Origin of the sequence: Streptomyces sp. NPDC088194, from assembly GCF_040702025.1 — a bacterium.
Taxonomy (GTDB): Bacteria; Actinomycetota; Actinomycetes; order Streptomycetales; family Streptomycetaceae; genus Actinacidiphila.
Genome location: NZ_JBFBIV010000055.1, coordinates 1 through 15155, shown reverse-complemented (window position 1 = coordinate 15155; position 15155 = coordinate 1). Strand labels below are relative to the sequence as shown.

12 protein-coding genes are annotated in these 15155 nt (G+C 73.8%); 9 read left to right on the top strand and 3 right to left on the bottom strand.

Translation table 11 applies throughout. The features are described 5' to 3' along the window. The first annotated feature begins 195 nt into the window (after positions 1-195). Both AB0399_RS26770 and AB0399_RS26765 read left to right on the top strand, forming a co-directional pair. Positions 196-687 carry a hypothetical protein gene (locus AB0399_RS26770; RefSeq protein ID WP_366413081.1) on the top strand — a complete coding sequence of 164 codons (492 nt, stop codon included), beginning with the start codon at positions 196-198 and terminating at the stop codon, positions 685-687. 65 nt (positions 688-752) lie between these two features. After that, the gene (locus AB0399_RS26765) at positions 753-1781 is read left to right on the top strand and encodes a MurR/RpiR family transcriptional regulator (RefSeq protein WP_366413080.1); all 1029 of its coding nucleotides are present in this window, start codon (positions 753-755) and stop codon (positions 1779-1781) included. 97 nt (positions 1782-1878) lie between these two features. On the opposite strand, the gene AB0399_RS26760 is transcribed toward AB0399_RS26765, so the two are convergent. Then, positions 1879-3501, bottom strand: a complete 1623-nt coding sequence (locus AB0399_RS26760; RefSeq protein ID WP_366413079.1) for an LPXTG cell wall anchor domain-containing protein — start codon at positions 3499-3501, stop codon at positions 1879-1881. 205 nt (positions 3502-3706) lie between these two features. On the opposite strand from AB0399_RS26760, the gene AB0399_RS26755 reads away from it, so the two are divergent. Further along, on the top strand, positions 3707-4249 hold the full coding sequence (locus tag AB0399_RS26755; protein ID WP_366413078.1) for a hypothetical protein: 543 nt from the start codon (positions 3707-3709) through the stop codon (positions 4247-4249). Positions 4250-4280: 31 nt separating this feature from the next. On the opposite strand, the gene AB0399_RS26750 is transcribed toward AB0399_RS26755, so the two are convergent. Then, entirely contained in the window at positions 4281-5618 is a 1338-nt protein-coding gene (locus tag AB0399_RS26750; protein ID WP_329368928.1) for a diaminopimelate decarboxylase, read from the bottom strand. 162 nt (positions 5619-5780) lie between these two features. Here AB0399_RS26750 and hutU point away from each other — a divergent pair, with 162 nt between their 5' ends. The 4 genes from hutU (at position 5781) to hutI (ending at position 11588) form a co-directional block, all read left to right on the top strand. Next, positions 5781-7445 carry a urocanate hydratase gene (gene hutU, locus AB0399_RS26745; protein ID WP_329368930.1) on the top strand — a complete coding sequence of 555 codons (1665 nt, stop codon included), beginning with the start codon at positions 5781-5783 and terminating at the stop codon, positions 7443-7445. Between the two features lie 152 nt (positions 7446-7597). Continuing rightward, complete coding sequence (locus AB0399_RS26740) at positions 7598-8797, top strand: allantoate amidohydrolase (protein WP_366413103.1); 1200 nt, start codon at positions 7598-7600, stop codon at positions 8795-8797. After that, entirely contained in the window at positions 8788-10191 is a 1404-nt protein-coding gene (locus tag AB0399_RS26735; RefSeq protein ID WP_366413077.1) for a formimidoylglutamate deiminase, read from the top strand. The genes AB0399_RS26740 and AB0399_RS26735 overlap by 10 nt, the downstream gene beginning before the upstream one ends. A 200-nt stretch (positions 10192-10391) precedes the next feature. After that, positions 10392-11588: an imidazolonepropionase gene (hutI, locus tag AB0399_RS26730; RefSeq protein WP_366413076.1), complete on the top strand. Its 1197-nt coding sequence runs from the start codon at positions 10392-10394 to the stop codon at positions 11586-11588. A gap of 109 nt (positions 11589-11697) precedes the next feature. Here the strand turns inward: hutI and AB0399_RS26725 are convergent, their stop codons facing one another. After that, a complete protein-coding gene (locus AB0399_RS26725) occupies positions 11698-12279 on the bottom strand; it encodes a TetR family transcriptional regulator (protein ID WP_328464749.1) in 582 nt (193 codons plus the stop codon). Positions 12280-12497: 218 nt separating this feature from the next. Between AB0399_RS26725 and AB0399_RS26720 the strand changes: the two genes are divergently transcribed. Both AB0399_RS26720 and AB0399_RS26715 read left to right on the top strand, forming a co-directional pair. Next, positions 12498-14804 carry an MMPL family transporter gene (locus AB0399_RS26720; RefSeq protein WP_366413075.1) on the top strand — a complete coding sequence of 769 codons (2307 nt, stop codon included), beginning with the start codon at positions 12498-12500 and terminating at the stop codon, positions 14802-14804. A 26-nt stretch (positions 14805-14830) separates the two neighbouring features. Continuing rightward, positions 14831-15007, top strand: coding sequence for a hypothetical protein (locus AB0399_RS26715; protein ID WP_366413074.1), 177 nt, complete (start codon positions 14831-14833; stop codon positions 15005-15007). Positions 15008-15155: the final 148 nt, after the last annotated feature.

Sequence of the window (15155 nt, the reverse complement as noted above, 5' to 3'; positions counted from 1 at the left end):
GTGGGAACACCTGTCCGGCCCTTCGGCTACGCTGACACCGTCACGGATTGATTGCGGAGCGTGAGCGGATTCGGGCTCTTCGCTGCGCGGGGTGACGGTTTGTCGTACGGGGCCGGCCCCGGGGCGGGCGGGCGTTCGGGCGCTCCGGCGGGCCAACGGGTGGATCGATGTGCGGAGTTGCCGGGGGAGGCTGAAATGGCGGGGGAGCGGGGAACGGAGCGGGTCGCGGCGCCGGAGTGGCGGCCGTCGGAGGTGGAGTTGCCGTCGGCGCGGTGGCGGCGGCGGGTGCTGGCGGCGCCGGGGCTCGCGCTGCTCGGAGTGGCGCTGCTGGTGGCCGGCGTGTGGCTGGACGACCGGAAGGGCCGGCGGGAGGAGGCGCTCTGTCACCAACTGGGCGTGCCCTGGACGCAGTTCGTGGTGGGCTACGCGGCGCTGCTGTGCGGGGTGGCGGCGTCGGTGCTGTGCGTGCTGTTCTTCCGCACGGCGGCGCGGGCCGGCGCACGGGGTGCCGAGTCCTGGCAGGGCACGCTCGCGCTGTGCATATGCGTCGCCAACGCGGTGGCGCTGCTCATCGAGGTGGTCGCGGTCTACGGAGTGCACGCCGAGGCCGCCGATCCGTACTGGCGGTGCTCGGGAGCGCCCGCGCTTGCCGGACTGCATACGTTCATGCAGAGTCATGTCCTGTGAATAGACCGGTCGGCGGGGCCCGTGGGCTGCCCCGGCCGGGCGGTTCGGACCAGGGACGGACGGGCATGGGCAGTGCTGACGGGGCGGACAAGGCTGACGGTGCCAGCGGCGGTGCCGGGGCGGACCGTGCGGGCGGCGTGAACGGCGTGGGCGACGCGGGCGAGGGCAATGACGTCGGCGACGGCGGCGACGCCGGTGACGTGAACGGCGCGAGCGGGAGCGGGAGCGCCACGGGTGGTGGCGCCGCGGGCAGAAGCGCGGGGAGCGGTGCGTCCGCGCGGCTGCTGAAGCTCTTCGAGGCGCACCGGCTGACCCCGACCCAGCGGCGCATCGCGCACTGCCTGGTGCGGCAGGCGGACGAGGCGGCCTTCCTGTCCAGCGTGGAGGTCGCCGAACTCGCCGGGGTCAGCCAGCCGTCGGTGACCCGGTTCGCGGTCGCCCTGGGTTTCGACGGGTACCCGGCGCTGCGCAAGCACCTGCGCGAGGTGGCGCCGGCGCCCGATCCGGCCGGCACGACCTCGTACAACGAGTACCAGCAGGCGGTGCACGCGGAGATCGAGAACCTGCGGCACCTGGTCGAGCTGCTGGCCGACCCGGAGCCGGTGGCCAGGGCGGGGGCGGTGCTGGCCGGGTCCAGGCCGCTGCCGGTGCTGGGGCTGCGGGCGGCGGGCGCCCAGGCGCGCGGGTTCGCGTACTTCGCGGCGAAGGTGCACCCCGATGTGCGGCTGCTGGACGAGGGCGGCACCATGCTCGCCGACCGGATCGACGCCGCGGTCCGGGCGGGCGCGAGCGCCCTGCTGTGCTTCGCGCTGCCCCGGCACCCGCGGGAGGTGGCCGACGCGCTCGGCTACGCGCGGGCGGCCGGGCTGACCGTGGTGACCGTCGCGGACAGCGCGTTCGCACCGGTGGCCGCGCACAGCGACCTGCTGCTGCCCGCTGCCGTCGGCACCGGGCTGGCCTTCGACACGGCGTGCGCGCCGATGCTGCTGGGCCGGGTGCTGCTGGAGTCGATGTGCGACGACCTGCCGGACGCGCAGGCGCGGTTGGAGGAGTTCGACGCGCATGCCGCGGCCCGCGGGGTGTTCATGGAGTGAACGCCCCCGCGGGCCGCGGGTGGTGCTGGTGCCGGTGCCGGTGCCGGTGCCGCTGGTCTGCCGGGTCCTGCTGGTGTGTGGAGCGTGGCCGCCCCGGTCAGGAGCCGGTGGTCGTGCGGCGGGTCCTGCGGCTGTGGGCGAGGGCGAAGGCCGCGGCGCCGAAGGCGAGGGCGGCCGCTCCCAGCCAGGTGAGCAACTGGGTGCCGTTGCCGCCGGTCGAGGCGAGCGTGCCGGTGGAGCCGGAGGTGCCGGAGCTTGCGCCGGCCGTGCTCCCGGCGCCGGTCTGGGTGGAGAGGTGGTTGCCGCCCGAAGTGCCGCCCGTGCTGGTGGTGCCGGCCGAGGAGGTCGGGGTGGTCGTCGCTCCGCCCTTGACGTGGACGGTCACCGCGGCCGTGTTGTTCGTCACGTCGGGGTCGAAGGGCAGCTTGCTGTCGTAGACGGTGGTGGCCCGGACCGTGCCCGTGGCGAGCGCGGGCGCGTCGGCGTCGATCCGCAGAGTGAACGGCATCTTCACGGTCGCGCCGACCCGCAGCGGCGGGTTGACCCAGCAGATGTACTTGGGCGCCCCGAGCTTCTGGTCGTGGGGACCGCCCTCTCCCCACGTGTAGCAGGCCTTGGGGATCTTCACCACGGTGGTGCCCTTGGGGACGTCGAACATGACGCCGAGCTGGTCGTCGCTGGTCTCGATGTCCACGGTGGCCGGGCCCTTGTTCCGCATCGACGCGATGACCTGCACCGTGTCGCCGGGCTTGCCGCTGACGGTGTCGCCGCCGGCCGCGATGTCCGCGGTGTTGTCGGTGTCGATCGTCCAGTCGGAGGTGTTCGTCCCGCCGCTGGGGGCCGCGCCGTCCGGCACGAGCGAGAGCACCGGGCCGTCCGCGCGGACGTTGTTGCCGGTCGGCGTGCCGGGCTTCGGGCTGACCGTGAAGCGGACCAGGTCCCACAGCGCGCTGCTGGTCACGTCGATGCCCACCGGGGCGGAGAGCCGGTACTTCTTGCCGGGCTCGATGGTGGTGGCGAAGTGGCAGACCGCGTTGTTGTTCAGCGTCGCATAGCCGTTGTCGATGGTCTGCTTGCTGTAGACGCAGTTGGAGAAGTGCTGCGCGTAGCCGAGCCCCTCGGTGGTGGTCACCCGCAGGTCGGCCCCGTCGGCCGGGAGCTGCCCGGTGTTCGCGATGGTGAGGGGCGCTTCAAGGCTGTCGCCCGGCTTGGCGTGGTCGACCTGGGTCGGCTTGTTGACCACCAGCCCGACCGCGCCGACGGTGACCCGCACGGTGAGAGGGGTGATCGTCGCGTTGTCCGCGGTGCCGGACAGAACCGCGGTGCCCGTGGTGCCCAGCGCGGCGCCCGGCTTGGCGTGGAGGTCGACCAGCCCGCCCGTACCGCCGACGCCCAGCTCGGCGCTCTTCCAGGTGACGGTGTCATCCGGGTACCCGTTGTCGGCGGTGATGAAGGAGCTGATCCCGGAGAGGTCCAGTGAGACGACCACGTTCGTGACGGTCGGACCGCTCTTCGGCGGGGCGAGCGCCCAACTGATCTGCGGCGGGTCCCCCGAGTTGTCCGGCTGCGGCACCCCCACGCTGGTCTTCTGTATCTGAAATGCCAGGGTGGGCCCTTCGGCCGCATGCGCGGGCGCCTGCGCCGCGGCGGCGCCGAGCAGCGCGACCGCGAGGGCGGTCAGCGCGGCGGCCGAACGGCGCCATTTGAGGAGCGGAATCACGGGATCTTCCCCCAAGTCCCTTGGAGCATGGTGGTACGGAACACCCCTTGCGACCCTCGGCCCCGGCAAAAGGTTGTGCTCAGCGGAATGACATCTGGTTTAACGAAAATCTGAGAATCGCGAAGTAGTCTCCCTCCCCAGCGCTTGGCCGGCGCCGCCGTACCACCGGGACGGCGGGCCGGGACGACGACGGAGGGAGCGCGACGTGGTGCGCGGGGCCTACACATTGGCGCGGGTGGCGGTGGCGGTGCGGGTGGCGGCGATCTGGCTGTGGTGGCTGGGCGTGATCGCGGCCGTGCCGGGCACCGCCGTGACGTTCAGCCCGACCGGCCGCCGGATCGGTGTGCTGGCTGGTGCCGCGCTGTTCGTCATCGCCGCGGTGACGGCCTTCCTCGTCCGCGGCCGCCGGCACGCCGAACGCGCCAAGGCCGCCTCGCGTGCGGCGAAGTCCGTCTTCCTCCAGGACCGCAGGGTCACCGCCCGGGCGTGGCTGCGCCGCCGCCGCTGGTGGCTGCTGCTGGTGTTCGTGGTCGCCGCCGCCGCGAACGTCGTCCTGCCCTGCGCGGCGGGCATGCTCCTCGGGGGCGTCGGCGCCGGGCTGTGGCTGCGGTCCCGCCGGGTCGCCCGCATCGAGCGCTCCCACGACGCCCTGCTGTGGTTCCGTCCCGACGGCAACCCCGCGCTCTACCAGCTCACGGGGATCGCCGCCGGCGACGCGGCTCCCGGGGGCGGCAGGCGCCGCGCCTGACCCCCGGGGGCGCCGCGCCGCCCCGGCGTCCTTACGACCGCAGCCGCAGGGACGGGAATCCGGCGCCGCTCTCCGCGAGAAGCTCCTCCTGGGTCTGCGCCGCCCGCACCGGCGAGAACGCGACCGCGCCGTCGGGCAGGACGCAGTACCCGTACACCGCGGGGCGCGGCAGGGAGTTGTAGGCGAAGTGGTTGGAGAAGTAGTACGCACCGGTGTCGAGCAGCGCCACATGGTCGCCGGCCTCCAGCAGCGGCAGGGCGCGCCCCTTGGCGACGAGGTCGCCGGCGAAGCAGCAAGGCCCGGCCACGTCCTGGACCACCGGCTCGCCCGTCTTCTCCGCGCCCTCGGCGTCCAGCGCGAGCACGCGGATCGGCCAGGAGTCGGGCACGAACACCGTACGGGTGGCCACCTGGGCGCCGGCGTGGGTGACGGCGATGGGCCGCCCGCCGGCGGACTTCGCGTACTCGACCCGCGCCAGCACCGTGCCGTTCTTGGCGAGCAGGGAGCGGCCGAACTCCGTGACGATGCCGTAGCGCCCGTCGAAGAGCCCGGGGATCTCGGCGCGCAGCAGGTCGGCGTAGTCGGCGAAGGACGGCACCGTCGCGTCGGAGCCGAAGTTCACCGGCAGGCCGCCGCCGATGTCGAGCGCGGTGACCTGCTGCCGTCCGGCGGCGGCGTTGATCCGCTCGGCCAGCTCGTAGGCCGCCCGCACCCCGGCGACCATCAGTTCCAGCGGCACGCCCTGTGAACCGGTGTGGGTGTGCAGCCGGTTGAGCCACGGCCGCCGCGCGTACGCGTCCAGGACCCACTCCAGCGCGCCCGGGTCGCGCAGCGCCACGCCGAACTTGGAGGTGGCGGTGGCCGTGCTCATCGCCCCGATGCTGCCGCCGCCGACCTGCGGGTTGACCCGGAGGCCGACGGGCGAGGCGAAGGGCGAGCCGGCGGGCGCCGACTCGCGCAGCCGGTCGATCCGGGCCAGCTCCTCGGGGTTGTCGGCGTTGACCGCGATACCGAGTTCGAGCGCCTCGCGCAGTTCGGCGAGGGTCTTGGCGGGGGAGTCCAGCACGGTCCGCTCCGCCGGGATGCCGGCCGCGCGGGCCAGCGCGAGTTCGCCCGGGCTGGCCACCTCCGCGCCCAGCCCGCACTCGGCGAGCAGCCCGAGCACCGGCACGAGCGAGGCGGCCTTCACCGCGAAGGTATGGGTCACGGTCACACCAGGGGTGGCGAACGCGGCATGCAGGGCCGTCGCCGAGGCGGCGATGCCCGCGATGTCCAGCAACCCGACCACCGGTTCGGCCTCCCCGGCCAGCCCCTGCTCCACCGCGGCCCGCAGCGCGTGCCCCCGCCGTATCCCCAGCTCATCCGTCATGCCCGCCATCCCACCACCTTCCCGCGCGGGACTTCCACCCGGGTCCTGTTGACTAGAGGTATTCATCAGACGAGGATGTGAATATCTTGCTACGGGTGCGCCGCCCGGCGGCGCGCGCACCGTCTTCCGCCACCACGCCGCCACCACGAGGAGGCTTGCCCGATGACCGGACCGAGGCCGGTACGCGCACCGCGCGGCACGGAACTGAGCGCCAAGGGTTGGCAGCAGGAAGCCGCGCTGCGGATGCTCCAGAACAACCTGGACCCCGAGGTCGCCGAGCACCCCGACAAGCTCGTCGTCTACGGCGGCACCGGCAAGGCCGCCCGCGACTGGAACTCCTTCGACGCGATGGTGCGCACCCTGCGCGGCCTGAAGCAGGACGAGACCATGCTCGTCCAGTCCGGCCGCCCGGTCGGCGTCATGCAGACCCACGAGTGGGCGCCCCGGGTGCTGATCGCCAACTCCAACCTGGTCGGCGACTGGGCCAACTGGGAGGAGTTCCGCCGCCTCGAAGCCCTCGGCCTGACCATGTACGGGCAGATGACCGCGGGTTCGTGGATCTACATCGGCACACAGGGCATCCTCCAGGGCACCTACGAGACCTTCGCCGCCGTCGCCGCCAAGCGGTTCGGCGGCAGCCTGGCCGGCACCATCACCCTCACCGCCGGCCTCGGCGGCATGGGCGGCGCCCAGCCGCTCGCGGTCACCATGAACGGCGGCGTGGTGATCTGCGTCGACTGCGACCCGCGCGCCATCGACCGCCGGATCGAGCACCGCTACCTCGACGTGCGCGCCGACTCCCTCGACCACGCGCTGCGCCTGGCCACCGAGGCCCGCGACGCCCGCCGCCCGCTGTCCATCGGCGTCCTGGGCAACGCCGCCGAGGTCGTGCCGCAACTGCTCGCCATGGGCGCCCCTGTCGACGTGGTCACCGACCAGACCTCCGCGCACGACCCGCTCGCCTACCTCCCGCTCGGCATGGACTTCGCCGACATGGCCGACTACGCGGCCGAGAAGCCCGCCGACTTCACCCAGCGGGCCCGCGAGTCCATGGCCCGGCACGTGGAGGCGATGGTCGGCTTCCAGGACGCCGGCGCCGAGGTCTTCGACTACGGCAACTCCATCCGCGGCGAGGCCAAACTCGCCGGATACGAGCGGGCGTTCGCCTTCCCCGGCTTCGTGCCCGCCTACATCCGCCCGCTGTTCTGCGAGGGCAAGGGCCCCTTCCGCTGGGCCGCCCTGTCCGGCGACCCCGCCGACATCCACCACACCGACCGGGCGATCCTCGACCTGTTCCCCGAGAACGAGTCGCTGGCCCGCTGGATCAAGCTGGCCGGCGAACGCGTCCACTTCCAGGGCCTGCCCGCCCGCATCTGCTGGCTCGGCTACGGCGAACGGGACCGCGCCGGCGAGCGGTTCAACGAGATGGTCGCCGACGGCACCCTCAAGGCGCCCGTCGTCATCGGCCGCGACCACTTGGACGCCGGCTCCGTCGCCTCCCCCTACCGGGAGACCGAGGGCATGCTCGACGGCTCCGACGCCATCGCCGACTGGCCGCTGCTCAACGCCATGGTCAACGTCGCTTCGGGCGCGTCCTGGGTCTCCATCCACCACGGCGGCGGCGTCGGCATCGGCCGCAGCATCCACGCCGGGCAGGTCACCGTCGCCGACGGCACGCCGCTCGCCGCGGAGAAGATCCGCCGGGTGCTCACCAACGACCCCGGGATGGGCGTCATCCGCCACGTGGACGCCGGATACGACCGCGCCGAGGAAGTGGCCCAGGAGCGGGGCGTGCGGGTGCCCATGCGGGAAGGCGACGCCACATGAGCGACGCCGCGCGGAGCCCGGGCGCGGAACACCCGGGCGCGGAAGGCCGGGACCCGCAGCGCCCGGAGGACCGGCACCGGCCCGCCGCGGCACCCGGGCGGCGACATGACCCGGCCGCGGAGCCGCCGGTGCGGGCCCCCGGGTTCCAGACGATGTGGCGGGAGCTGGCCGCGGTCGGCCGCGACGCCGGCAGCGGCGGCTACCGCCGCTACGCCTGGACACCCGCCGACACCGACTGCCGCGCCTGGTTCCGCGAGCAGGCCGGCGTCCGCGGCCTGGACTACGAACTCGACCGCAACGGCAACCAGTGGGCCTGGCTCGGCGACCCCGCGGCCGGCGACGCCGTGGTCACCGGCTCGCACCTGGACTCCGTGCCCGACGGCGGCGCCTTCGACGGCCCGCTCGGCGTCGTCTCCGCGTTCGCCGCGATCGACGAGCTGCGCGCGCGGGGCGCCGCGCCGCGCCGGCCGCTCGCGGTGGTGAACTTCGGCGACGAGGAGGGCGCCCGCTTCGGCCTGGCCTGCGTCGGCTCCCGGCTGACCGCGGGCCGGCTCACCGCCGAGGACGCGCGCGACCTGCGCGACGCCGACGGTGTCACGCTCGCCCGCGCCATGGAGCGGGCCGGACACGACCCCGACGCCATCGGCGCCGACCCCGAACGCCTCGCCCGCGTCGGCGCGTTCGTCGAACTGCACGTGGAGCAGGGCCGCGCCCTCGACCTCGGCGGCCACCCGGTCGGCGTGGCCTCCGCGATCTGGCCACACGGCCGCTGGCGCTTCGACTTCCGCGGCGAGGCCAACCACGCGGGCACCACCCGGCTGGAGGACCGGCACGACCCGATGCTGACCTACGCCGGCACGGTGCTCGCCGCCCGCGAGCAGGCCCGGCTGGCCGGCGCGCTCGCCACCTTCGGCAAGATCGCCGTGGAACCGGGCGGCGTCAACGCCATCGCCTCCCTGGTCCGCGGCTGGCTCGACTCCCGCGCCGCCGACGAGGAGACCCTCGCCGCGGTCGTGGCCGGGATCGAGCGGGCCGCCAGGGACAGCGGCGCCCGCGACGGCGTCGCCGTCGACGTGGTCCGCGAGTCCTTCACCCCGGAGGTCGAGTTCGCGCACGCCCTGCGCGACCGGCTCGCCGCGCTGCTCGGCGCGGACGCGACGCCGGCCCCGGTGCTGCCGACCGGCGCGGGACACGACGCCGGAATCCTCGCCACGGCGGTGCCGACCGCCATGCTGTTCGTACGCAACCCCACCGGCGTCTCGCACTCGCCGGCGGAGTTCGCGGCCGAGGACGACTGCGCCGCGGGCGTCACCGCGCTCGCCGACGTACTGGAGGGGCTCGCGTGCCGGTGACGTACTGGCTGGAGCACGCCTGGCTCGACCCGCTGGTCGAGCCGGGCGTGCTGCTGACCGCCGACGGCGGCCGGATCACCGAGGTGCGCACCGGCGCCGTCACCCCGCCGCCGGCCGCCACCGTGCTGCGCGGCCTGACCGTGCCGGGGCTGGCCAACGCGCACAGCCACGCCTTCCACCGCGCGCTGCGCGGCACCGCCCAGGCCGGCGGCGATCCCGGCACGCCTCCGCCGGGGCGGAGTGACCCGGCGGTCGGCGCTGCGCGTCCGCCGACCTCGTTCTGGACCTGGCGCGAGACCATGTACGCCACCGCCCTGCACCTCACCCCCGACTCCTACTTCGACCTGGCCCGCGCGGTCTACGCCGAGATGGCGCTCGCGGGCATCACCTGCGTCGGCGAGTTCCACTACCTCCACCACCAGCCGGACGGCACCGCGTACGCCGACCCCAACGCGATGGGCGAGGCACTGATCGCGGCCGCCGCCGACGCGGGCATCCGGATCACCTTGCTGGACACCGCCTACCTGCGCGGCGGCCTGACAGCGGACGGCTACCTCCCGCTGGAAGGCGTACAGCGGCGCTTCGGCGACGGCACGGCCGACCGGTGGTACGACCGCTGGTCGCGGCTCCGGGGCGGCGAGCACGCCAGGATCGGCGCGGCCCTGCACTCCGTGCGGGCCTTCTCCGACCGCGACGGCTACGCCGCCTTCGCGGAGCGCACCAGGGACGTGCCGGTCCACGTCCACCTGTCCGAGCAGCCCGCCGAGAACGAGGCGTGCCTGGCCGTGCACGGCCGCACCCCGGCCCGGCTGCTCGCCGACGCGGGCCTGTGGGGGCGGAACACCACCGCGGTGCACGCCACCCACCTCACCGACGACGACATCGCGGTGCTCGGCGGGGCCCGCGCCACGGTGTGCATGTGCCCCACCACCGAACGCGACCTCGCCGACGGGATCGGCCCCGCGCCCGCGCTTCAGCGGGCCGGCAGTCCGCTGACCCTGGGCAGCGACAGCCACGCCGTGGTGGACCTGCTGGAGGAGGCCCGCGCGATGGAGCTGGACGAGCGGCTGCGCACCCGGACCCGCGGCCACTGGTCCGCCGCCGATCTGCTGCGCGCGGCCACCGCCGACGGCCACGCCTGCCTCGGCTGGCCCGAGGCGGGCCGCCTTGAGCGGGGCGCGCTCGCCGACTTCACCACGATCGCGCTGGACTCGGTCCGTACCGCGGGGCCACCGCCCCGGCTCGCCGCCGAGACCGCGGTATTCGCGGCGACCGCGGCGGACGTCCGGCACACGGTGGTGGCGGGCCGTCAGGTCGTGGCGGACGGACGGCACCTGCTCGTGCCGGACGTGGCGGGCGCGCTGGCCACCGCGATCGCCGCCGTGCGCGGCTGAAGGCGGGGCGCGCGCGTGCGAAGCCCGTCCGGTCGTCGCCCGCCGAGCCGCCACCTCGACCCGCGGGGACACCGGAACCCGCCGGTCGCGGCCGCGCCGCGGAGGACCCCCGTGCCCCCGCGAAACGGCTCCGAACCCCGGCGGGCACCCGCGCCACCGCGGGCGCCCACGCCCACGCGAGCACCACGAAGGAGCAGGCCATGACGGTCAGCACGGTCATCACCGACATCGGCAGCCTGATCACCAACGACCCCTCCCTCACCAGCGCGGACAACCCTCTCGGCCTGATCCAGGACGCCGCCGTCGTCATCGAGGGCGACCGCGTCGTCTGGACCGGTGCTTCCAGCAAAGCACCCACCACTGACAATCGGGTCGACGCCGGCGGCCGCGCACTGCTGCCCGGGTTCGTGGACTCCCACGCGCACCTGGTCTTCGCGGGCGAGCGCGGCGCGGAGTTCGCCGCGCGGATGGCCGGGCGCCCGTACAGCGCGGGTGGCATCCGCACCACCGTGGCGGCCACCCGGGCCGCCTCCGACGCCGAGCTCGCCCGCAACCTCGCCCGCTACCTCGCCGAGGCCCGGCGGCAGGGCACCACCACGGTCGAGGTCAAGTCCGGCTACGGCCTCACCGTCCACGACGAGGCCCGCGCGCTGCGGATCGCCGCCGAGCAGACCCCGGAGACCACCTACCTCGGCGCCCACGTCGTCGCCCCCGAGTACGCCGACGACCCGGCCGGGTACGTCGCCCTCGTCACCGGCCCGATGCTCGACGCGTGCGCGCCCCACGCCCGCTGGGTGGACGTGTTCTGCGAGCGGGGCGCCTTCGACGGCGACCAGGCGCGCGCGGTGCTCGAAGCGGGGCTCGCCCGCGGCCTGACCCCGCGCGTGCACGCCAACCAGCTCGGCCACGGCCCGGGGGTCCTGCTCGCCGTCGAACTCGGCGCCGCGTCGGCCGACCACTGCACCCATCTCACGGACACCGACGTGGACGCTCTCGCGAGCGGCGGGACCGTCGCCACGCTGCTGCCCGGCGCCGAGTTCTCCACCCGCGCCGCCTACCCCGACGCCCGGCGCCTCCTCGACGCGGGCGCGACCGTCGCGCTGTCCACCGACTGCAACCCCGGATCGTCGTTCACGTCCTCAATGGCCTTCTGTGTCGCCGTCGCCGTCCGCGACATGGGCATGACCCCCGACGAGGCGGTCCGCGCGGCCACCCACGGCGGCGCGCGCGCTCTGCGCCGTACCGACGTCGGGACGGTCGCCCCCGGCGCCCGGGCCGACCTCCACCTGCTGGACGCCCCCACCCATGTGCACCTCGCCTACCGGCCCGGCGTCCCGCTCACCGCGGCGGTGTGGCAGGGGGGCGAGCGGGTCCGCCCGGACCAGTCGCCGCTGTGACCGCGTGCGGGTGCCGTGACCGTACGGCGGCGGGCTCCGTGCGTGCCGGTGCCGGTCCCGGTGCCGGTACTGATGCCGCGGCCGTACGCCGCTGCGCGCGGCCGGGGGCTCAGGCCCTGGCGGGCGGCACCCGCAGGATGCGCAGCAGGGTCGAGGTGAGGGCCTCGCGCAGTTCGCGGTCGGTGAGGTCCATCAGCTCGGCCAGGCAGTCCGGCACGGTGAACACCGCGTTGTAGGCGAGCCGTTCGGCGCCGCTGGGCTGCTCGCCGAAGAGCAGGTGGAGGCCGCGCTCGCGCATCGTGAGCACCTGGGTCTTCTCCGGGTGCACGGGCCGCTCGGGGTCGGTGGAGGCCATCACCATGTTCTGCCGGTTGGCGACGAGGAAGTCCACGAAGCCGTGCACCACGTGCTCGATCCTGGCCCGCCGGCCGCGCAGCGCCGCCGCTTCGTCCAGCAGCGTGCCCATCCGCTCGATGCCGGGCATCAGGGCCGCGTGCAGGATGTCGTTCTTCGCCCGGAAGTGGTAGTAGACGGCCGCCTTCGTCAGACCCAGCTCGTCGGCGATCATCTGGAGCGAGGTGGCGCTGTAGCCGAGTTCCGAGAAGAGCCGCTGGGCCGTGTCGAGGATCTGCTGCCGTGTCTGCTCGGCCTGCGCCGCGCGACTGGTCAGGCCCTTGGCCGACGTCGCCATGGCTGCGTTCCTCCTTCGTCCCCCTTGAGTCCGCAGCATACAAGCCACCGGACCCGCCGTCACCAGATCGCACACCGAGGTGCCGCCCTGCCGCCGGACCTGCCGCCCCACCTGCGCGCCCGCGTCGTCCGGCTGATCGCGGCATGACGATTTCACCGGCCTCCGGCTGGTGAATCACCTGCCGCTGGCCAGTCATTCACTTGACGAGCGGCTAGTGAATGCTTAGCGTCGTCGAGCAGGTCGGCAACCACGCCGACCTGCCGTTCGGATGTACGGGAGACGTGGGGAAGTCACTTATGTCCAGCTATCTGTACCGCCTCGCCCGCTTCTCCTACCGGCGACGGGTCCTCGTTCTCGTGCTGTGGCTGGTGGCCGCGATCGCCGCCGTCACGATCGCCCAGGTGAGCGGCGGCAAGACCAACGACGACTTCACGATCCCGGGCACCGAGGCGCAGAAGGCGTCCGACGTGCTGAGTGCCAAGCTCCCCGCGTTCAGCGGCGGGCAGAGCACCATCGTCTTCGCGGCCAAGAAGGGCGCCACGCTGACCACGCCCGCCGCCCGGGACGAGATCCGTACGGCGATGACCAAGCTGTCGTCCGTGCCGCAGGTGTCGAAGTCCGTGGACCCGTTCACCGGGCGCCTGGTCTCCAAGGACGGCCGGATCGCCCTCGGCCAGGTCCAGTGGACCGCGAAGCCACCGGACGTCAAGGACGCCAACCTCGACGCCATGCAGGACGTGATGAAGCCGGTGCGCGCCGCCGGCCTGGAGGTCGAGTACAACGGCAGCGTCTTCCCGGGCTGGCGTTTCGAGGTCTCCGAGACGCCCGAACTGATCGGCCTGGTGATCGCGTTCGGGATTCTGATGGTCACCTTCGGCGCGTTCGCCGCCGCCGGCATGCCGATCATCAGCGCGATCATCGGGGTGATCACCACCCTGATGGGCGTCACGGCAGCGGCCTCGGTCATCACCATCGCCTCCGCCTCCACCACCGTCGCCCTGATGCTCGGCCTGTCCTGCGGCATCGACTACGGCCTGTTCATCCTGTCCCGGCACCGCGCCAACCTGCTGCGCGGCGTGCCGCCGGAGGAGTCCGTGCCACTGGCGATGGGCACCGCGGGCAGCTCGGTGGTCTTCGCCGCGCTCACGGTGATCATCGCGCTGTGCGGGCTGACCGTGGTCGGCATCCCGTTCCTGACCGTCATGGGCCTGGCCGCGGCGGCCTCGGTCCTGGTGGCGCTGCTCATCGCGCTCACCCTGCTGCCCGCGCTGCTCGGCTTCGCCGGGCGCCGGGTGGCCCGCTTCAGCCGGCTGCCGAAGTTCGGCGCGCACGCCGAGCGGGTGGCCCGCCGTACCGCCGCCGACCCGAACAGCACCGCGGGCGCCGGCTGGTCGCGGTTCGTCGTACGCCACCGGGTGCTGGTCACCGTCGTCGGCGTGGTGCTGCTCGGCGTGCTGGCGATCCCCGCCACGAGCATCCGGCTCGGTCTGCCGTCCGGCGCCTCGCAGCCGACCGACAACACCCAGCGCAAGGCGTACGACCTGACCACCGAGGGCTTCGGCGCCGGCTTCAACGGCGCGCTGCTGATCGTCGCCCAGGACGTCTCCTCGCCGTCGGACACGCTGAAGATCTCCGCCGCGCTCGGCCGGCAGGCGGACGTCGTCCAGGCCACCCCGATCGCCGCGCAGAACGGTGTGGCGCTGATCCGGGTGATCCCGAAGTCCGGGCCGAACGACTCCGCCACGCAGGACCTGGTGCACACCCTGCGCGACAACCGGACGACGATCGAGTCCGGCACCGGCGCGCACATCCTCGTCGGCGGCACCACGGCCTCCAACATCGACGTGTCCGCGAAGCTCTCCAGCGCGCTGCCGGTCTTCCTGATCGCCGTCGTCGGCCTGGCGTTCGTCCTGCTGACCTTCGCCTTCCGGACCATCCTGGTGCCGCTGAAGTCGATCGTCGGCTTCCTGCTGTCGATGGCCGCCGCGCTCGGCGCCCAGGTGGCGGTCTTCCAGTGGGGCTGGGGCCGGCACCTGCTGGGCATCACCCCGAGCGAGACGATCAGCTTCCTGCCGATCATCATGCTCGCGATCATCTTCGGACTGTCCAGCGACTACGAGGTGTTCGTCGTCTCGCGGATCAAGGAGGAGTTCACCCGGCACGGCGACGCCCGCGCGGCCGTGCAGCGCGGCACCGCGCTGTCGGCCCGGGTGGTCACCGCGGCCGCGCTGATCATGTTCTCGATCTTCGTGGCCTTCATGTTCACCAGCAATCCGACCATCCAGGCGATCGGCTTCAGCTTCGCGGTCGGCGTGTTCCTCGACGCCTTCGTGGTGCGGCTGACGCTGGTCCCCGCGGTGATGGCCCTCATCGGCGGGCGGATCTGGTACCACCCGAAGTGGTTCGGCCGCTGGGTGCCCGACTCGGACATCGAGGGGCAGCGCCTCGAAAAGCGGCTGGCCGAAGGGGACTTCGGCGCCGAGGCGGCGAAGGCGGCGGAGAAGTCGAACGTGGCGGGCCGGTAGCGGCAGGCGCGCGGACGAGCGGGTGGTTGGCCGTCCCGGTGCCCGGCGGGCACCGGGACGGCCGGCGGTCGGAGCGGGGACGTCTCACCGCCCTGGGCAAGAGCCTCATCCCGCCCGCCCGCGCGGCGCTCGCGAGCTGGGCCGTCGAGCACCACGAGGAGATCGAGACGAGCAGGTCCGAGTACGGCAACCGGCCCCGCTGACCACCCCGCCGGGGGCGTTCTGCGGGGCCGGTGGGCCGCCGGGGCGGGCGGGCCCTAGTGTTCTGAGTCGGGAGTTCTGTTCATAACGGTAGGCTGTGTCTGTGGTGCGGACGGGTCGGCCGAAGGCCGAGTTGGTGTTGTCGGATGA

What these genes read in the sequence shown, in the direction of transcription:
- AB0399_RS26770 (WP_366413081.1), top strand. Translation starts at nt 196, where the DNA reads ATGGCGGGGGAGCGGGGAACGGAGCGGGTCGCGGCGCCGGAGTGGCGG.
- AB0399_RS26765 (WP_366413080.1), top strand. Translation starts at nt 753, where the DNA reads ATGGGCAGTGCTGACGGGGCGGACAAGGCTGACGGTGCCAGCGGCGGT.
- AB0399_RS26750 (WP_329368928.1), bottom strand. Translation starts at nt 5,618, where the DNA reads ATGACGGATGAGCTGGGGATACGGCGGGGGCACGCGCTGCGGGCCGCG.
- hutU (WP_329368930.1), top strand. Translation starts at nt 5,781, where the DNA reads ATGACCGGACCGAGGCCGGTACGCGCACCGCGCGGCACGGAACTGAGC.
- AB0399_RS26740 (WP_366413103.1), top strand. Translation starts at nt 7,598, where the DNA reads ATGTGGCGGGAGCTGGCCGCGGTCGGCCGCGACGCCGGCAGCGGCGGC.
- hutI (WP_366413076.1), top strand. Translation starts at nt 10,392, where the DNA reads ATGACGGTCAGCACGGTCATCACCGACATCGGCAGCCTGATCACCAAC.
- AB0399_RS26725 (WP_328464749.1), bottom strand. Translation starts at nt 12,279, where the DNA reads ATGGCGACGTCGGCCAAGGGCCTGACCAGTCGCGCGGCGCAGGCCGAG.
- AB0399_RS26720 (WP_366413075.1), top strand. Translation starts at nt 12,498, where the DNA reads ATGCTTAGCGTCGTCGAGCAGGTCGGCAACCACGCCGACCTGCCGTTC.